Source organism: Methanococcus voltae, assembly GCF_017875395.1.
Lineage (GTDB): Archaea > AGJL01 > Methanococci > Methanococcales > Methanococcaceae > Methanococcus > Methanococcus voltae_C.
On sequence record NZ_JAGGMO010000001.1, the window covers coordinates 157,093 to 176,755 of the forward strand.

The 19,663-nt window shown below is 31.0% G+C and carries 15 protein-coding genes; 5 read left to right on the plus strand and 10 right to left on the minus strand.

Translation table 11 applies throughout. The features are described from left to right. Positions 1-18: 18 nt before the first annotated feature. The 3 genes from rpoB to J2127_RS00650 form a co-directional block, all read right to left on the minus strand. Positions 19-1,854, minus strand: coding sequence for a DNA-directed RNA polymerase subunit B (rpoB, locus tag J2127_RS00640; RefSeq protein WP_209731536.1), 1,836 nt, complete (start codon positions 1,852-1,854; stop codon positions 19-21). 207 nt (positions 1,855-2,061) lie between these two features. Continuing rightward, complete coding sequence (locus J2127_RS00645) at positions 2,062-3,852, minus strand: DNA-directed RNA polymerase subunit B'' (protein ID WP_209731537.1); 1,791 nt, start codon at positions 3,850-3,852, stop codon at positions 2,062-2,064. Positions 3,853-4,309: 457 nt separating this feature from the next. Further along, a complete protein-coding gene (locus tag J2127_RS00650; RefSeq protein ID WP_209590380.1) occupies positions 4,310-4,546 on the minus strand; it encodes a DNA-directed RNA polymerase subunit H in 237 nt (78 codons plus the stop codon). A 561-nt stretch (positions 4,547-5,107) separates the two neighbouring features. Here J2127_RS00650 and J2127_RS00655 point away from each other — a divergent pair. The 4 genes from J2127_RS00655 (at position 5,108) to J2127_RS00670 (ending at position 8,676) form a co-directional block, all read left to right on the plus strand. Continuing rightward, positions 5,108-6,637 carry a homocysteine biosynthesis protein gene (locus J2127_RS00655; protein ID WP_209731538.1) on the plus strand — a complete coding sequence of 510 codons (1,530 nt, stop codon included), beginning with the start codon at positions 5,108-5,110 and terminating at the stop codon, positions 6,635-6,637. Positions 6,638-6,830: 193 nt separating this feature from the next. Then, positions 6,831-7,229: a 4Fe-4S binding protein gene (locus J2127_RS00660; RefSeq protein WP_209731539.1), complete on the plus strand. Its 399-nt coding sequence runs from the start codon at positions 6,831-6,833 to the stop codon at positions 7,227-7,229. 191 nt (positions 7,230-7,420) lie between these two features. Further along, positions 7,421-7,678 carry a MoaD/ThiS family protein gene (locus tag J2127_RS00665; RefSeq protein WP_209731540.1) on the plus strand — a complete coding sequence of 86 codons (258 nt, stop codon included), beginning with the start codon at positions 7,421-7,423 and terminating at the stop codon, positions 7,676-7,678. Positions 7,679-7,719: 41 nt separating this feature from the next. Continuing rightward, positions 7,720-8,676 carry a TIGR00269 family protein gene (locus J2127_RS00670; RefSeq protein WP_209731541.1) on the plus strand — a complete coding sequence of 319 codons (957 nt, stop codon included), beginning with the start codon at positions 7,720-7,722 and terminating at the stop codon, positions 8,674-8,676. A 126-nt stretch (positions 8,677-8,802) separates the two neighbouring features. Here the strand turns inward: J2127_RS00670 and J2127_RS00675 are convergent, their stop codons facing one another. The 4 genes from J2127_RS00675 to J2127_RS00690 form a co-directional block, all read right to left on the minus strand. After that, positions 8,803-10,179: a PFL family protein gene (locus tag J2127_RS00675; RefSeq protein WP_209731542.1), complete on the minus strand. Its 1,377-nt coding sequence runs from the start codon at positions 10,177-10,179 to the stop codon at positions 8,803-8,805. 381 nt (positions 10,180-10,560) lie between these two features. Continuing rightward, entirely contained in the window at positions 10,561-11,166 is a 606-nt protein-coding gene (gene dcd / locus J2127_RS00680) for a dCTP deaminase (RefSeq protein ID WP_209731543.1), read from the minus strand. A gap of 176 nt (positions 11,167-11,342) precedes the next feature. Then, a complete protein-coding gene (locus tag J2127_RS00685; RefSeq protein WP_209731544.1) occupies positions 11,343-11,978 on the minus strand; it encodes a tRNA (cytidine(56)-2'-O)-methyltransferase in 636 nt (211 codons plus the stop codon). A 259-nt stretch (positions 11,979-12,237) separates the two neighbouring features. Next, positions 12,238-14,991, minus strand: coding sequence for an STT3 domain-containing protein (locus J2127_RS00690; RefSeq protein ID WP_209731545.1), 2,754 nt, complete (start codon positions 14,989-14,991; stop codon positions 12,238-12,240). A gap of 495 nt (positions 14,992-15,486) precedes the next feature. Here J2127_RS00690 and J2127_RS00695 point away from each other — a divergent pair, with 495 nt between their 5' ends. Then, on the plus strand, positions 15,487-16,419 hold the full coding sequence (locus J2127_RS00695; RefSeq protein WP_209731546.1) for an MraY family glycosyltransferase: 933 nt from the start codon (positions 15,487-15,489) through the stop codon (positions 16,417-16,419). Between the two features lie 345 nt (positions 16,420-16,764). Here the strand turns inward: J2127_RS00695 and secY are convergent, their stop codons facing one another. From secY to J2127_RS00710, 3 genes are all read right to left on the minus strand, one after another. Continuing rightward, positions 16,765-18,093 (minus strand): preprotein translocase subunit SecY, encoded by a 1,329-nt coding sequence (secY, locus tag J2127_RS00700; protein ID WP_209731547.1) that lies wholly within the window; start codon positions 18,091-18,093, stop codon positions 16,765-16,767. Positions 18,094-18,641: 548 nt separating this feature from the next. After that, the gene (locus J2127_RS00705) at positions 18,642-19,073 is read right to left on the minus strand and encodes an uL15 family ribosomal protein (protein WP_209731548.1); all 432 of its coding nucleotides are present in this window, start codon (positions 19,071-19,073) and stop codon (positions 18,642-18,644) included. A gap of 52 nt (positions 19,074-19,125) precedes the next feature. Further along, positions 19,126-19,590, minus strand: coding sequence for a 50S ribosomal protein L30 (locus J2127_RS00710; RefSeq protein WP_209731549.1), 465 nt, complete (start codon positions 19,588-19,590; stop codon positions 19,126-19,128). Positions 19,591-19,663 lie beyond the last annotated feature (73 nt).

Genomic DNA, 19,663 nt, shown 5'->3' on the forward strand with positions numbered 1-19,663 from the left:
AATAAATATAGAGAATAATTATGCTCTATCTTTTAATTTTAATTTAGGGTCTATACCCATACTTTTAAGCTCATCAAGCAATAATTTGAAAGCGTATGCAATTTTAACTGATGGAATTTTCCTATTGTCTTGTACGTCTTCAACTTCCCCACAGATTGGGCAGAATTTAATTCCTCTTTTAAAGTCGTAAATAGCGATTTCTCCACATTTTGCACATACGTAATCTTCGTGAGGGTCAGACTCGTCCAAAAGTCTTTCTTTTAAGAGCAAAGCAGCACCGTGTGCAACCAAAACGTCTCTTTCCATTTCCCCGAACCTAAGACCGCCTTCTCTTGCTCTACCTTCGGTAGGTTGTCTTGTAAGAACTTGGATAGGTCCCCTACTTCTTGCGTGGATTTTACCTGCAACCAAGTGGTGTAATTTCTGGTAGTATGCAACACCGACGAATACTTCACATTCAAGTTTTTTACCGGATTTACCTTCGTAAACAGTTTCTTTACCGTTGTGTTTGAATCCGTGAGCTTCAAGAGCATCTCTCAAAGACCACTCACCTTCACCACTGAAAATGGTACCGTCAATTCTTCTACAGTCTAAAGAACCTACTTTACCACCAATCATTTCCAAAACCTGACCAATGGTCATCCTTGATGGAACAGCGTGCGGGTTGATGATTAAATCAGGAATTACTCCATCTTCTGTAAATGGTAAATCTTCCTGAGGTACAACTAAACCGATAACCCCTTTCTGACCGTGTCTAGAAGCAAATTTATCCCCTAATTCTGGAATTCTGGAATCTCTTACTCTAACTTTTGATAAACGGTTACCTTCTTTTGTTTCACTTAAAATCACTAAGTCAACAGTACCTTCTTCACCGTGTCTGATAGTTACTGATGTGTCTCTTCTTTGTGATTTTTGTTGTAATGAAATCTCGTTTTCCTCTAAGAATCTTGGAGGGGAGGTTTTACCGATGATAACGTCACCAGATGATACTTCAGACTCTAATTCGATTAAACCATCACCCCCTAAGTTTCTGTAAGCACCTTCTGCCCTGTAACCTCTAACGCCCTTTTCAGGTACTTCAAAGCGGTCTAATTGACCCCCAGGGTATCTTTTTTCAAAGCTTTCGTAGCTTCTAAAGAATGTACTTCTACCAAGACCTCTATCGATGGAAGCTTTGTTTATGATGAACGCATCCTCCATATTGTAACCTTCATAACTCATAACTGCTACAACGAAGTTTTGTCCTGCAGGTCTTTTATCAAAACCTAAGATTTCCTGGTGTTTCGTTCTTACTAAAGGTACTTGAGGATAGTGTAACAAGTGACCTCTTGTGTCCATTCTCCATTTTATGTTTGCCATTGGGATACCTAATGACTGCTTACTCATCGCTGCCGCCATTGTAATCCTTGGAGCAGAGTTATGTTCTGGATATGGGGCTACACCTGCACCGATACCTAAAATTGAAATAGGGTCGATTTCCATGTGTGTTGTACTTTCATTGATATCTTTTTCATATATTGCAATATATGCGTTTTCTTCTTCTTCCGCATCCAAATATTCTGCTAAACCTTTTTCAACTAAATCGCTAAATGTAAGCTCTCCTTCTTTCAATAACTCTAAGTGTTCTTGAGTAATTTTAAGCTCACCATTCTCAACCACTAACAAAGGTCTAACAGCTCTACCACCATCTGTAGAAATATGAACGTCGTTGCTTTCTTCGTTAAATGAAATGGATGTATACGGCGAAATTCTTGCATTTCGTCTTGATTCCCTTAAATTTCTAACGAGTTCTTCTGGATTTTCGACGGTGTCGATTAATTTTCCATTAACATATACATTCGTTTTGTTATCCAAGGTTTTCACCTTTAAAGTTCAAATTAACTTTTAATAATACATTAAATACATTATATTAAATTTAAATCATTTTAATAACTAATTGAGCTTATAATTTGTAAAATGTAAAAAATGTAAATAAAGTAAAGTAAATTAAAATTATTATTAAATTAATTACATTTTTATCAAATTTTATTACTTCTCAATTGCATTAGTTATTCTTTTTAATTATTCTAATTCTTTTTGAATTTCTTTTTCAATTTCTTCGTCATCTTCGCTTTCTTCATCTTCTTCAGTAGATTCATCTTCTGAATTTTCTTCGTCATCTTCGCTTTCTTCAGCTTCAACAATTTCTTCAGATTCTAAATCCACTTCTACATTTTCTACATTTTCTACTTCTTCGCTTTCTTTAGTCTCTTCAGTTTCCTGTGTTTCCGATACTCCTGCCAATTCTTCTCTTAATTCTTTTTCAATTTCAGAATCGAGTGAATCAATAGGTTCAATTTCCTCAGCGATAGGAATTATTTCTCTTGAAATACCCATACTACTTAATAAATCAATTATCGAGTCGTCAGTTTCGTCTGTTGTAACTTTACACATTACTGCTAAGTTTTTAACCAAACCACAGTTAGGACCTTCCGGTGTTTCTGAAGGGCAGATTTTACCCCATTGCGTAGCGTGCAAGTCCCTTGCCTCGAAGTGAGGTTGTGAACGTGACAATGGTGACACAACTCTTCTTAATTGAGAGGTTGTAGCCAAATAACTAGTTCTATCTAAAAGTTGGCTTACACCAGTTCTTCCACCGACCCAGTTTCCTGTAGCCATTGCGTGTCTCATTCTTTCAGTTAAAACGTCACTTCTTACTGCTGCTTGAATTGAAGGTTCTTTGTTCCTTATTGATTGTCTTTCGAGTTGGTATTTGATATCTTTAACTAACTGGTTGAATGAATTTCTGAATAAATCTTCCATCAAATCTCCAGCTAATTTTAACCTTTTATTGGAATAGTGGTCCTTATCATCTTCAACCCTTAAACCTAAGTATAACTCAATTGAGTTTTTAGCCATTCTACCCAAGTATTTAGCTTTTGTTCTCATATCTGCAGGTTCTACACCTAAGTGAGGTAATAAGTAACTGCATAAGATTGTTTCAGCTCTTTTTAACTTGTATTCTCTTGGTTGACCTGGTGCAACTCTCTTTCCGATGTGTTCAAGTGCATCTTCTCTTGTATTTATGCTGTGTTCTTCCCTTACCTCTTGTAAGTTTGCAACTAACTGCATAATTACGGATGGCTCGTCAGAAATTAATTCTATGATATCTCTATCGGATTGAGCACCTAAAGCTCTCATTAATATAACTAATGGGATGTTACTTGGCATACCTGGGAAAGAAACATTTAATAAACCGTCTGGGTTTCTTTCTACTGCACATAATGCCCTAAATCCGTGTCTTGTAGAAAATACTTTTGCTACATCGACCATTTTGTTGTTTTTCTCTACTTTTTCACATAAAATCCTGTTAGGGATTAAATCTTCTTGAGCTACTACCGCTTTTTCAGAGCCGTTAACAATAAAATATCCCAATGGGTCTTCAGGATCTTCACCGTACTCAATTAATTCTTCTGGCGATTTTCCTTTTAAGTGACATATGTCAGAACCTAAAATTACAGGTAGTTCACCCATATAAACGCTTAAAGGAGATAATTTTTTCTCTTCTTCGCCTTCTCCAACATATGGTATAATTTCTAAATACATTGGTGCAGAATATGCTAAATTTCTAATTCTAGCTTCCATAGGGGTTATTGGCTTTACTGAACCGTCAGCTTCTTTATTAACTGGTTTAGATACAGTAACTTGTCCAAACTCAACCCTATATCCGGATTTAATTTCAGTGTTTACTCCACCAACTTCGGAAATAATCCTTTGAACTTTGTTTTCAACAAAGCTGTTAAATGAGTCGATGTGGTGTTTAACTAAATTATTTTCTTCAAAAAATGCATCAACGATAACTCGGGACTTCATATATCTCCCTCATTTTTGTTTAATATAACAATTAATAATGGCTAAGATTTAACATGCTAATTTATCGGTAATTTATTTTAATTTATTTTAATTTATTTTAATTTATCTTAATTTATAGGATAAATTTAATATACTGATATACCCAAATAAAAATTAAATAGATAACGGGTAACTAAAATTTAATAATATAGCAGATTAACCTAGTAATTTTATTTCTATTTTTAATTTAATTATTAGTATTATTTTTATTTCATAGTATATTGAATTTAAATTCGTAATTATCGCTACGAGAACGTTTAAAGCGTAACATAAAGTTTGCAGATTTGCAAGATATATAATGATTGACTTGTGCTAAAAAATTATTTACTTATCGTAGTGACCTATTACCGGTTACTTAGTAAGCTGTAAATTATAAATTACTTAATAATTAATTACGTAATTCTAAATTATCCACCAATTAGATGTTTGTAGGTACTACTAATCTAAAGTATACAGTTTCGCCAGCAGTTTCACTTGGACGAGTAATTTTAACTACGTCACCTTCTTTTGCACCTATTTCAATGACTACAGGGTCAATATCGAGCAACTTAGGCAATTGTTGAATTTTTATATTATACTGCTTAAGTAAAAGTGGTATCTCTTCTTTTTCGATAAGTTCATGCTTTGGAACCATGTTATGAGACAATAGCTTCACAATTTGGCCTCCTTTAGTTTAAAATAAATATAAAATAACAATCAGAAGTTAATGTAATACGATTAATTGCCTAATTTATTTGTACAATACCATGTTATATGTTATATAATAATTATTAACACGTTTGATTATTAAATTTTACAGCCAGTATTCAGTTTATTGAAGTAATTTTATTCAATAAATCTGCTAAATAATAAAATTTTTTTATATATTATACAAATTATTATACAAATTTATCGTGAAATAATAGTATCATAAAAAGTAGGGATATCTAGTATATATTACTTTCTATCATTTTAAAAATAATTATTTAATGTAGTATAATATTAAAAACATATTAAAGCATTGTAAAATATATTAATTATTAATTAAAAAATTCAATAAAATTATATTCTAGGAATGTAACTTAGAGGATGTAAAAAATCATAACCAAAATAATATAAATATGGACTAGATATATTACAAGATTAAACTTATTTACGATTACAAAACTTTAAAAAACAATAAAAACTACGATTAACTTAATAATTTGTAATACGATAGAACTTCGAGAGGGTTCGTATGAAAACAATAAAGCAGATAAACGAAAAAATCAAAAATGGTGACGCAGTAATCGTAACTGCGGAAGAAATGATATCCATTGTGGAAGAAGAAGGTGCAGAAAAAGCATCTGAAACAGTAGATGTAGTAACTACAGGTACTTTTGGAGCAATGTGTTCTAGCGGAGTATTTTTAAACTTTGGACATTCCGACCCTCCAATCAAAATGATGAAGACTTATTTAAACGGTGTAGAGGCATATTCCGGTCTTGCTGCTGTTGACGCTTACTTGGGCGCTACACAAGCTAACTCAGATGATGATATTGGCATTGATTACGGGGGAGCTCATGTTATAGAAGACCTTGTAGCAGGTAAGGAAGTAGAATTGGAAGCTGAAGGATATACAACGGATTGTTACCCAAGAAAAAGAGTTTCTACAATTATAACAATTGACGATTTAAACCAAGCAATGTTATTTAACCCTAGAAACTGTTATCAATCATACAATTCTGCTACAAACAGTAGAGATGAAAAATTATACACTTATATGGGCAAATTATTACCTGAATTTGGAAACTTAAATTATTCAGGTGCTGGACAGCTTAACCCTATGCAAAATGATTTCAACACAACTACAAAAACATACAATACATTAGGCGTAGGTACCAAAATCTTCGCAGGTGGTGCACAAGGCTACATAGCGGGAGAAGGTACACAACACAGCCCCGCAGGTGGATTTGGTACATTAGCCATTCAAGGTAACTTAAAAGAAATGGATACCAAATACATTAGAGGAGCTACGATACCTAAATATGGCTCAACTTTGTTTATGGGTATTGGCATACCTATTCCCGTACTAAATTCAGAGATTGCGCAAACATGTGCAATAAGAGACGAAGATATTAAAGTCCCTATTCTTGATTATGGTATACAAAGAAGAGATAAGCCAACATTGGGTGTTACAAACTACAAAGATTTAAGAACTGGTAAAATATCCATGGAATTGGATATAAGCGGTGAAAAAGTAGATAAATGTATTAGAACTACGTCAGTTTCAAGTTATAAAACATCCCGCGAGATTGCAGGCGAATTGAAAGATTGGATTATCAATAAAGAATTCTTCTTATCTGACAGAGTTGCAGGACTTAACACCTGTGCTCCAAAACCTATGAAAGCAGATGCAAAACTCGTTAGAGATATAATAAAAAGACCGCCTATAGTTGCAAAAGAGACTATTTCAGTTTCAGAAGCTTCAAAAATATTAATTGAGAAAAATATAAACCATTTACCAATAGTTGATGAAAATAACTGTATAATGGGAATTATAACATCATGGGATATTGCAAAAGCTATGGCTCAAAGTAAAACTACCATTTCAGATATTATGACTAAATATGTGGTATGGGCTTCACCTGATGAACCTATAGAGATGGTTGCTAAGAAAATGAGTGCAAATAACATTTCAGGATTACCTATTGTAGATAACAACAAAAAAGTACTTGGTGTTATATCAGCAGAAGATATTTCAAAGTTAATTGGGCATTATATCTAATATTATCTAATATTATACTATATTACATAATATTATCTAATATTATACTATATTACATAATATTATCTAATATTATTCAAAATAAAAAATTTAATAACCGATTCAACATTGATTAAATGATTAAATGATTAAATTAAAATGTATTGTATCAATAATGTGAATTAAATCATCGAAAGGTTTATAGGTGACTAATTTGAAAAAAAGAATATTTTATTGGATATCTGGAAGAAATGTAAAAAAACCAATCGTTTCAGATATAATAAAAACTTATGATGTAGACGTTACCATATTAAAGGCTAAAATGGAACCAAGCGAAGGTTTTTTAACCTTAGAATTAAATGGAAATGAAGATAACGTATTGAACTCAGTGGAATATTTAAAAGAATACGGGGAAGTAGAAGATATTTCTCAACCTATTCAAAAAAAGGAAGAAAAATGTATCGATTGCGGTGCTTGTATTGTGCATTGCCCAGTTGGAGCTATTAAGTTTGAAGAAGACTTTTCAGTTACATTTGACATTGATGAATGTATTGGTTGCAAAACTTGTGCTAAAATATGCCCTACTAAAGCAATTGTTGTCTACGACTTGTAATTAAGAATAGCGTACATATGTAGTATTATGTAGTATTATGTAATATACTATAATACAATATTTATACTACCAAAATCTTTAAATTTAATTACATACATTTCTATTTTTTAATATATTATTTGTAAATATTATTGTAAATATTATTATAAATCTTAATTATAATAAATTAATTTTATTATTTTGGTGATATTATGACACTAAATTTAAAAGTAAAATTTTTTGCCAGTTGTAAGGAAAAATTTGGTAATGAATTAGATTTAAAAATTGAAAAATCCAAATTAACAGTTGCAGAATTAGTATCTGAATTAGAAAAAAATAAAATCGACATTAAAAATGATTTTGAAAATGGAAACGTAATTATCTCCTATGACTTTGAAATAATGAGTAATGAAGATATTATTGAAAAAGATGGAGAATTAGGTATATATCCGCCAGTATCTGGCGGTTAAATTAATTAAAATAATGAATATAAAATAAATACGGTGAAATTATGACTGCAATTTCCAAATCAAAATGTGGAAAATGTGGAAACGCATTTAATGATGATGAATTATACTTTCAAAAGCATTCGGGCACTAAATTTTGTAAAGAATGTTTTATAAAAGATACACAAAGAAAAGTAAGAAAAAACCTTGGTAAAAACATTCTTAAAAACCATATGACCATTGGCGTGGGCATTAGCGGTGGTAAAGACAGTTTAGTTATGGCACATATACTAAATGAATTCTTTAATCAAATCCCTAACTCAAAAATCATTGGTATTATGGTTAATGAAGGTATCGAAGGATTTAGAAATGATGGAATTGAAAAAGGAATAAAATTTTGTGAAGAATATGGTATCGAATATCATATTGTTACTTTTTTGGAGTATATCGATTCAGACCTTGATACTATTGTAACTATTGCGAAAGAAAAAAATATGACTATGAATCCGTGTTCTTTTTGCGGTGTGATTAGACGTAAAATCTTGAATAGGGTTGCAATTGAAAAAGGTTGCGATTACTTAGCGATAGGACATAATTTAGACGATATTTCCCAAGCGGTAATGATGAATTATATAGAAGGAGATATTAAAAAACTTGCGATATTAGGCAAATCCTCTCAGAGTGACAAGTTTGTTAAAAGAATAAAGCCACTTTCAAAGATTCCCGAGGAAGAAGTTAAATTATTTGCAGACGTTCTTAAAATGGATTATCATAAAGAACCTTGCCCTTACTCGTGTCTATCATATCGTTCGGAAGTTTCAGATATTATCGATACATTAGAAGAAAAGCACGCTGGAGCCATGTACTCTATAGTAGCAGGTTATGAAAGACTTTTGGAGTATTTAGAAGTTCCAGACTCTGTTAACGTATGTGAAAAATGTGGTGAGCCATCTGCTTTAAAAATTTGTAAAGTATGTAGCTTTTTAAAAGATTTAGGTTTGGAAGAAAATTCTAAATTTTAAATAAACTATTTTTTTATTTTTATTTTTATTCTATTACTTTATTAGTTTATTAGTTTATTAGTTTAATTTTATTTTAAAAAAGTAAAAAAGAAATTTATATTTTATTATTTTTTTATATTTTAATAATTAATTTGTCATTGATTGAATAGGTGCTGGTATTCTACCGCCTCTTGCAATGAATTCTTCGGATGAAAATTCACTTACTGGCATGATTGGAGCTGTACCCAACAATCCACCATATTCTACGTGATCTCCAACATCTTTATTTGGAACTGGTATTAATCTAACTGCGGTTGTCTTTTTGTTAACCATACCGATTGCCATTTCATCTGCAATGATTCCTGAAATTGTGGAAGCTGGTGTTTTACCAGGTACTGCAATCATGTCTAAACCTACTGAACATACACAGGTCATAGCTTCTAATTTTTCAATTTTAAGAGCTCCGACTTCTGCTGCTTCAATCATACCTGCATCTTCACTTACTGGGATAAATGCACCACTTAAACCACCCACGTTTCTTGATGCCATAGCTCCACCTTTTTTAACAGCGTCGTTTAATAAAGCAAGTGCTGCTGTTGTACCGTGTGTACCACATCTTTCTAAACCCATAGCTTCCAAGATGTTTGCGATACTGTCTCCGATTGCAGGTGTTGGAGCTAATGATAAGTCAACGATACCAAATTCAACATCTAAGTTTTTAGCAACTTCTCCACCAATCAATTCACCCATTCTTGTGATTTTGAATGCAGTCTTTTTGATTTGGTCACTTACAACATCTATTTTTTCTCCAGGTAATTTTTCGAGTACTGCTCTAACTACACCCGGACCTGAAACTCCCACGTTTATAACTGAGTCTCCTTCTCCAACACCGTGGAAAGCTCCTGCCATGAATGGGTTGTCTTCTGGTGCATTACAAAATACAACAATTTTAGCACAACCAATTGCATCTTTTGTTATTAATGAGGTTTCTTTTATGATTTCCCCCATTTTTTTAACTGCGTACATGTTTATACCAGCTTTTGTGGTAGCAACGTTTATTGATGAGCATACTCTGTCTGTTTTTGTCATCAATTTAGGTATTGATTGAATTAATCGTTTTTCTTCAGGAGTTGCTTTCTTTTGAACTAATGCTGAGTAACCACCAATAAAATCTACACCAACATCCTTTGCGATTTTATCGAGTGTAACGCCTACTTCCACACATGCGTCAATAGCTTCTTCCTTGTTTAATCCTTTTAAGGTTGGCCCCATTATTAAACCGATAGGGGTTACTGATATCCTTTTGTTTACGATTGGAATTCCGTATTTATTAGCCACAGCGTCTGCTGTTTCTACAAGATTTCCACCCAATCCAGTTACTTTTTGGTAGATGTTATCTGTTAATAGGTCCAAATCTTTGTCCACACAATCCTTTAAGTTAACTCCTAAGGTGGTTGTTCTTATGTCCAAATTTTCATATTCAATCATTTTTACGGTTTCTATAATCTCATCGGCAATATACATATAAACACCTTTTAGTTTTTTAGTTTTAATTTTATTTATGTGATTTTTTAAACTTTTTTTAAACTTGTTTTATTTGCATCATAAAATAATCTAGTTTGAAAATGATATTTCATACATATGTGTGTTTTAAATTTAAAGTTAATGTTTTTTAGAAATAATTTGTATATAATTTTATGGGTAATATTAAAACAATTTAACTTATCGATTAATGTATAAGGGCTAGATTAGGGTCCTAATAAATTAAAGAATTTAAAAAAATAAAATAATAAAAAATAAAATAATAAAAAATAAAGTAGAATATGATAAAAGATAAAAAATAAAATAATAAACAAAATAAAATGTTAGCACATGCAATTATAAATTATACTTTGAATATTTGAATTATTCAAAGTCTTTTTTAATTAATGAGTGCATTACTGAATTTTGCCCTGCATATTTCGAACAGTCTCTTTCTGAATAACCAACTTTTGAAGGAGTTAAAGTTTTACTAAATATTAACTGTCCAACTCTCTGATTTTTGTACAATATTACTGGTTTATCATAAGCTACGATTTCTAACGTTATTTTACCGTGGAAACCTGTATCGATCCAACCTGCTGTTTGATGAGACTGTAAGAATACTCTTCCAAAGCTACTTCTACCCTGATATTGTGCACATATGTTGTTTGGGAGCTTTATGTATTCATTTGTAGTGCCTAAAAGGCCACCACTAACGATTTTATCGACATTGTATTTTTCTTTAAAATACTCAATTGTAGGTTCATCAAGATGATAATTTAAAGGACATATCATTATTGAATCGTCGATACTAAACTTTATAGGTTTTAATTCTTCCTTAATATCATAAACTGGGCTTGAATACCTTATGAATTCACTTCCCAATGTAACATCATAAGAGCATGGACCCACACATTTTTCATTAAATGGAGTTATTTCTAAATTTCCCGCATTTAGTTCATTTAATATATCAGTATCACTTAACATCATAATTTCACCAAATTCACTCGAATTTCAAAAAAAGAGATAAAATAAGTATTATTTTTAATTGGTTGTATAATTAAATATTATCAAAATTTCTAAAATACTATTTACATAACATAGGTTAGTCAACTATATCATTGTATCGATAAATAAAAAGTTAGATAATAAATCAAATAATAAAGTTAATTATCATCACTGCATTCTTTATCAAAATCGTCACATTCTCCTTCTAAATCGCTCATGATAACATTTTTACCATTTTTACAAGGTATTACTCTTATTGTAGCATCTTCATATTCAGAATACAAATTTTTACCCATTGTTAATCTATCTAAAAATATAGCAATTGCTGCAACTTCAGAATGTGGCTGATTACCCACTGAAACGTTGTAATCCGCTAATTCGTAAGCCTCACGAGGCACCTTTTCAGCACCGATGATTACCAAGAGATTTTTAGGTTCTTTTTCTTTTTTATTTACTTTTTTATTTTCATTTGATTCATTATCTTCAGCAGGATAAACTTTTTCTATAATTTCAGGCATTATTTCATTGATATTTTCGCCATACATTGTTAAATGTGCTACAACGCCATTATTTTTTTTAAATTCTTTTACATAAGATTTCCAAGAATCAGCTACTTTAAATTGAAAATCTCCGCCCCAGCTATCTGTTATTCTATCTACACTTTCATTTACGTGTTTATCGCTACTTGTAAATATTATGTTACTTGCACCTAATGCTCTTGACGTAAGTGCCACGTGTGTGGAAATTCTCTTATCTCGTTCGCCCCTATGCCCTAATCTCATTACTTCTATCATAAAATCACCAATACATACGATTTTGTGTTTCGTCCTTTCGATCAAATTTTATCAAAAATAAAAATATAATAATCTCTTAATGTAATTTGACATTATAATTTATATAAATAACGAATTATACATAAAATTAATTTCAAGAATCAGGAATAAACTTCAAAAAACTAAAAAAGGAAAAAAGAATTATTTATTTATTAATTTTTTATTTTATTGTATTTTATTAGTATACTATTATAATATTATATTAATATAATATTATATATTATTTTGAGTAATTACCGTAATCTACGCTAAATACTTTAAATCCAGGCTGCACTCCATTTGCAGTTGGGTCTAATGACTCTTTTTCAAGTTTTATTGTCTCTAAACCTTCACCATCGAAGAAGTGTAATTTTGAATATACGCTGTCTTCTAAGTTTGCAGTAGCCACCCATGAGTTTGATGAGTAAACTGGATTATTTACGTTATCCGTACCAATGATTAAATTCTTATCAACTTTTATTAATATACTTAGTTGACCATTAGGGTCTGCTAAGGAATTGTACATTTTAGATTCGCCATTTTCTTTAACCATCAATTTAACTTTGTGCATATTTAATTGTTGGGTTTTAACTTGTCCATCACTTGTTACTGCCATCATAGCACCGGTTAAAGTTTCATTTCTAACTTCAATCAAGGTGTAAATGTTGTATTCAGCGGTTTGTTGGATTAATGACCTAATAATTAATGTATCGTTGATATTTGTTGCATATGTTTGCAATCCTTCGAAAGAACCTGCTTCTCTCTCACTTCTTGAGGTACTTGCAGGTAAACTGAAATCCCAGTTACCGAAATAACTCCATACTGAAGCTATCGAGGTCATTCTATTGTATGTAATTAAATAATCTGGATTTGTAACTTTTGGGTGAGTTGCATCTAAAATTTCAGACACTTCTGAATCCGTGAATTTATAGGAACTATTTTTCAAAGCTTTTTCGGCATCTGATTTTGTCAACGGTAAGATTTCATTTAAAACGTCTACCGTATTTTTAATAGAACCTGTCTTTTTAATTAGTACGCTATCGGTACTATATGCTTTATCGCCAGAAGAAGCCAACATTCTAAATATACCATTCGCAAGGCTCTCATTGGAGGTTGAAAATGCTCTACCTACCCAGTAAGCTCTTGGAGTGTTTTGGCTACTTCCATCGAAAGTTACCATTCTGTCAGTTTTCCATGTATAGATGTGACCATTATCCCACCAACAGGTTACAACTGAATTATTTGGCGTTTGTGTATTTATCCATTCTAAACTTTCGCCCCAACCGTCGTTATATGTTGGTACGCTGTAGAATGGAACTATTGTAGCTATTGTAGGTGTAATCAATCCAATTGCTAATAATATCATAAATATTTTATTCATTACTAACTTTCTATTGGATTCTGCGATTAATTCTGCCACCTTATAGATTATTAATATTGCTAATGATGTAAGCATAATTCCTTCTGCGATAGGTACGTAATTTGAAGGGAATAACATCCTAACTAAATCTGTACTATCTGCACGATATACTGTAAATAAAGCATACAATACAATTATAGCAATTGTTGGGTATGCAACATATTCATATTTTTTATCGAGATTATTTTTAATAAATTGTTCAATGAATCCGACAAATATACCTACACCGATTGATAATGGAGGCACCATTAATGCTACGAACCTTACACCTTTTGATGCTGCCAAGAATGTAACAGCAAACCATATGATGAGTAGTAAAGCATATTTTATATCTATTTTATCAGCTAATCCATTTGAGATTTGTTTTACAGGCGTTAATACTTTCCTAAACAATGATAAGAAAATACCGATTAAACCTATTGCAAATAAGTGAATGCTTCCTAATGATGAGCTTATTATTTCATCGAATGATGAGGTGTCTAACTCAGAAACTGTGGTCAAAACGTTAGGCCAACCAGTTTGTGAAGAAACTTCATCTAATCCAATATAGGTCAACGGAGCTTTTAAAACATTAACCATAGTGTCTATACCATATGTCGCTGTTATCAATATTGCTCCACCGATAATAAATAAACCAGAAATTTTTAAAATATTTAACATTTCCAATTTTTCAGATTCAATTTTATCTTTATGATTATTATTTTTAGATTTGGTATATTTTGCAGTATTATTGTATTTAATTCCCTTGTAAATTGCATATAATGCTAAGAATGCAATTACGATGTAGTATCCATACCACCAAGCTGCCCACATGAATGGATATAAGGCAAGCATCAATGTGGCTAACAAAGTGTATATTAAAGATTTATAGTTTTTCTCTTTTGAATAGTGTATTGCTTCAATAATAAACCATACAATGAATAATAAAGGTAATATCTCCAATATCGGGGTATCGGAAAATCCTGCCACTGTTTTTACAAATATTGAAGGCGATAATGAAGCCAGAATTGCTGCAACAGCTCCCCCTATGTCACTTGATGTTATTCTTCTTACAGTGAAGAAGATAGGCATAATCAAGAACATGCTCAATATTGCAGGAATCCAGAATGCTGCATTCATTAAAGTAACCGTAGGATCCATAGCGTGCCATACTTGATAAACCCAAACTGTTACGACAGTAAGTAAGTTAAAAGTTGCCCTGGCACCCGTGGGTCCATATTTATAGGAATCCCATGGGACTTGTTGCCCATCTATATTTTTTAAAGTATCTCCCGCATGTCCATTTTCGAGATAATTTTCAGACATTCTTAAGTAATAATAAGGGTCCAATGCTGTTAAATACATTCTACCGTTATCGTCTGAAAAAACATCTAAATATTGTTCGTTTGTCGTAAAACCCATGTCTGCAGTTTGTGCTCTCATTTGAAAGCTTAAAAATGCTAAAAATATAATAATTAATATTGTTTTTGCACATTTTACTTTTTTATCTTCAAAATTAAAATTAAATTTCGAATTTTTAGAGCTTTGATTATTTGCAGAATCGGAATTTTTGACTTTTTCGTTGTTTTCAGTCATTTTATTCCCTCTGTAAAGATATTTAGGAATATTTTTGATATCTATAAAGTATATAATTTTAATTTAATAATTTATTGTATATTTTGTAATTTTGCAATATGAATTAATGTATGAATTAATGTATGAATTGATAATTCTGTAAGATTATGTATTAAGCAGATAAAATATAACAATTTAAATTAATAATTAAATATACTGTGTTAGATAAATTTAATTATTATTTAGATATTTATCTACATTTAATATATAATTTATTGAAATAATATAAAACTAATATATGTATAGACATCAAATTGTAAATTAGTATTTACTTTTTGGATTTGATTAATTAAGTTAATGAATCATTAGTATTTTATTTATTGAAATATACATATCTATTCATTTAATAGCTATCTATATATAATTTATGAATTAATTCCTATTGTTAGTATATTTCTCAATATAATAAGGATTATAATAGAATAACATTAAAATATAGCTAAAAGCGGTGAATTTATGGTTTACAATAGTATGATTTTAGGAATAAACACGGTTTTCTCAAGGGGATATAGTATAATAATACTATTAGGTTTTTTTACAAGTGTTATTTTAACCAAATTTATGATTAACAAGATGATAGATTGTAAATTTGGAACTGATTTGCATAAAAAAGAAAAATTAAAAGTTGCTGAAATGGGTGGTTTGGCAATATTATTAACGTTATCAATTTTTTTACCATTTATAGAAGCTAATCTATTGGTGCCTGTATTAATAGCAGGTGTTTTGGGTATTATAGACGATATTGCGAAATTATCGCCTAAAGAAAAGCTCTTAATTCTCGCACTTTCTGCAATACCTACAGGATTGTTACTTGGTTTGAGCCCTATTTATATTGTTTTGTTAATGTTTGGGATTTCAATATGCTCTAACTTCACAAATATGCTTGCAGGATTTAATGGTCTTGAAATAGGCACTGGAACACTTGCATCCCTATTTTTAGCATTGATAATGCTACAGAATGGAGATATTATAGGTTTTAATAGTCTAATGCTATTTTTTGCGGCATATTTGGGTTTTTTGATATACAATAAATACCCCGCAAAAGTATTTCCCGGGGACACTGGAACACTACCAATTGGTGCGTTTTTAGCAACTCTGGCAGTTTGGAAAGGTGCTGTATTACCACTTATTATCATTATGATACCTTACATCATAGATGCGAGTTTAAAATACTATAGTGCAGGAGTAACAAAACGGGAAGAACACAAACCAACACAATTGGGTGAAGATGGTAAGCTATATGTGGCAGGAGGCTACTTGTCATTACCTAGATTAATACTTATGAAAAAACCGATGCGAGAATATAATATCGTCTTTGTTATTTGGGCGTTAGAAATTCTATGTGGAATTACTGCTTTATTTGTAAATTCTACAGTTAAAATAATTTAAAAAACTAAAAAACTAAATTAATATTATTTTAATATTATTTTATCCATTATTTTTAAAATATTGTTATCAAAAATAACTAACTTTATTAATTTTGTTAAATCTTTTAAAATAATAATGTAATAATAATGTAATATAATAATATAATAAAACCTTTAAATTCTTTAAAAACATTAAAATTGTATTTAACAGCTTTAAAAAACTTATTTTTAAAAAAAAACCTGAAAAAAATAAAAAAATTTAAAATTGGGAACATTAGGGGTATCAAATTATTATTTGATAATAATTTATTACTCTTATAATATATAAATATTAGGATTTAAGATTAAGAGTTATGTTTACTTTTGTTTACTTTTTAACTATCTTAGATAACATAGGGTGTAAATCTGATAGCTGTTCTTGAACCAATTGCTCGTAGAATCTGTAAACGATTGATACTGTAAGTAATACCCCAGTACCGCCACCTAATGCACCAGTAAAGTCTGCAAGTGCTGCAAGGAGACCTACAAATGCTGAACCCATAACCGTGATTGGTTTGATGTATCTTTTTAATCTGTTTTCAATGGATTTATTACTTTTCCTGAATCCTTTGATTGCCATATTCAAACCGCCAAGTCTCTGTGCCATTGATTTAGCATCGAGTCCGGAAGTCTCAACCCAGAACAAACCAAATAATACACAAAATCCTATCAAGAACAATGTATAAAGTATTGCATGAATAGGGTCAGCGATTACATTTGATAATCCATATGGTGTTGAGAAGTAGTATGCAATACCATCTATTGCCCTACCATTTGAATAAGTACCCAATAAAGGGAATCCTATTTTATAAAGTACTAAACCCCAGAGTTGGAAGTTTGCAAATAAAGCTGCTGCAAGGATAACAGGCAAGTTTGAAACATAGATAAACTTAATTGGGTATTTACCTACTGCACCTTTAACTCTACCGTGAGCTAATGGTATTTCAACCCTAATACTTTCAGCATAAACTACAACGAAGAATACTGCTATTGTAGCTAATATTGGCAATATGTACTCTAAAGCTGGTCCCATACTTCCTGAAACTAATGCGCTGAAAAATTTCCATAAATAACCTTGTGGACCTAAAGCACCCACAAATATTGTTTGGGAAACCCCTGCTGCAATGAATAATCCGATACCGGAACCTATACCGTATCTTGAAACAATTTCATCCAAGTAGATAAGTAATATAGCACCAATTGCTAACTGCAATATTAAAGCCAATGACATCATTGGCGTAAGTGCTCCAAAAGCTCCTGCTAATACGAACATTCCAGCTTCTAAGAAACATAAGAATATACCAAATGCTTTTTGGAGACCTTGGAATAATGCTCTGTTATCAGGCTTTGACATATCTAGCTTAACCAATTCAGAACCTATTAACAACTGCATTATGATACCTGCGGTAACGATAGGACCGATACCTAATGTGATAAGAGTACCCATTTTTGATGCTGTAACAGTTTGCCAAAAGTCGAACAGCGCTGGAATTTCCGAACCGCCGGTATAAACGTCTATTGTACCCAATATGAAATATAATAGAAGTACAATTCCTGTCCAATAGAGCTTACCTTTAAATGATATTTCCCTGTCAGGTCTCTTAACTTCCGGTATATATTCTAAAACGGGTCTTATTTTTTGAAGAAATGTTTCCAAAATATCACCCAAATATTACATATATTGTAACCATTTAATGAGAAAATTATATTACAATACAGGTTTTATTTACGATTTTAATAATAAATTATGTATTCATAGATTAATAGTTTATAATCTATGGATTTAGTTGTATAATCTCCTAATTACATCAACATACATTTACATAGTATATTAATATAACGATTTAAATCGAAGTTAATATTAAATTATACACTGTCAAATCTGACAATTTTCATCTAATTTAGATAACCTAATTACTATAAACATTATAAACAAAAATACTAGATTTAACCATTCTAAAAGAGTATACACCTAATTTAATACCATTGATATATTTATTTTTTATTAAATTAAATGATTCAAATACACAAATTCCATAAAACACTTTTTTAGCAATATTCTTAAAAAAAAGCTTTTTTTCATAGATTTTTGTATAGTATTCACTATCATAAAAAATAAAAGCCAAAAGAAGAATTATTTGAATGCTAATTCTAATTTTATTGTTATTACTCTTAAAATTTTTAAGAATAAGACCTTTTTCAGAATTATAATTCAACAGCTTCTCCCCCTGCTGCTTCTAATTTTGCAACTGCGTTTTCTGAAAACTCTGTTGCTGAAACTGCCATAGCTAATGATATTCTACCTTTACCGAGTATTTTATCAATACCTAAAGCTGCCGCATCTACAACGATTTTGTCACCGTCTTTTTGGAATGCGTCAATGTTGCTTAAAACATATTCTTGGAGTTCTCCAACGTTAATTGTTTTTAAGTCTTTTATGAGGCTTGCGTGTCTTACAAATCCACTTCTTCCGAAGTAGTCAGGGTTGAATTTACAGATGCTTAACCATTTATGTTTTTGAACACCTGCGTTACCTCTACCCCCTCTGTGACCTGCACCTCTGTGCTTTTTAGCTTCTCCATAACCGCAAGTTCTGGAGCCTCTTAATTTAGTGATTTTTTTACTTTTTCTAATCATTAAGACCACCTTAAATTACAAATCTAACTATTATAACTTAACAAAAAGTTAATTACATCATCTTTATAATTAAATCGTTTATTTTTCCAGCTCTGTAACCTAAGGCTCCACCTACTGAAAAAGGCCTTTTGATTCCTTCTTTGTCGTATCCTTTTCTTGGAGGGTGTAATCTGAATACAGGTTTTACTTCTGTATCTTTTAACTTGATTTCGCCTGCCATAACTTTTTCAGCTAATTCTGAAACTGATAAATCTGTAGCTTCTTTAACAATTTCTTCGCTTACTCTGTTGTTGCCTGCTAATCTTCCTCTTTTTAAGATTAACTTTTCGAAGGTTTCGTTGTCAATTTCACCGTAAGTTACGAAATCCTTAACTTTTTTAACCATTCCAATGTAGTGCTCATTTTCTGGAACAATTACACAGTGGTTTACTTTGTGGAGTCTTAACATTTTTAAGGTATCAGCGATATCTTTTTTAACGCCAACACTTCCTCTTACTCTAATAACTGCGTAAGCCATGTTTTCACCATTGACCTTTTTATAGGCATTATATGAGTTATCCGTTAAACTTAACCGAATATCACATAATTTA

What these genes read in the sequence shown, in the direction of transcription:
- J2127_RS00645 (WP_209731537.1), bottom strand. Translation starts at nt 3,852, where the DNA reads ATGAAGTCCCGAGTTATCGTTGATGCATTTTTTGAAGAAAATAATTTA.
- J2127_RS00655 (WP_209731538.1), top strand. Translation starts at nt 5,108, where the DNA reads ATGAAAACAATAAAGCAGATAAACGAAAAAATCAAAAATGGTGACGCA.
- J2127_RS00665 (WP_209731540.1), top strand. Translation starts at nt 7,421, where the DNA reads ATGACACTAAATTTAAAAGTAAAATTTTTTGCCAGTTGTAAGGAAAAA.
- J2127_RS00670 (WP_209731541.1), top strand. Translation starts at nt 7,720, where the DNA reads ATGACTGCAATTTCCAAATCAAAATGTGGAAAATGTGGAAACGCATTT.
- J2127_RS00675 (WP_209731542.1), bottom strand. Translation starts at nt 10,179, where the DNA reads ATGTATATTGCCGATGAGATTATAGAAACCGTAAAAATGATTGAATAT.
- dcd (WP_209731543.1), bottom strand. Translation starts at nt 11,166, where the DNA reads ATGATGTTAAGTGATACTGATATATTAAATGAACTAAATGCGGGAAAT.
- J2127_RS00685 (WP_209731544.1), bottom strand. Translation starts at nt 11,978, where the DNA reads ATGATAGAAGTAATGAGATTAGGGCATAGGGGCGAACGAGATAAGAGA.
- J2127_RS00690 (WP_209731545.1), bottom strand. Translation starts at nt 14,991, where the DNA reads ATGACTGAAAACAACGAAAAAGTCAAAAATTCCGATTCTGCAAATAAT.
- J2127_RS00695 (WP_209731546.1), top strand. Translation starts at nt 15,487, where the DNA reads ATGGTTTACAATAGTATGATTTTAGGAATAAACACGGTTTTCTCAAGG.
- J2127_RS00705 (WP_209731548.1), bottom strand. Translation starts at nt 19,073, where the DNA reads ATGATTAGAAAAAGTAAAAAAATCACTAAATTAAGAGGCTCCAGAACT.
- J2127_RS00710 (WP_209731549.1), bottom strand. Translation starts at nt 19,590, where the DNA reads ATGGCTTACGCAGTTATTAGAGTAAGAGGAAGTGTTGGCGTTAAAAAA.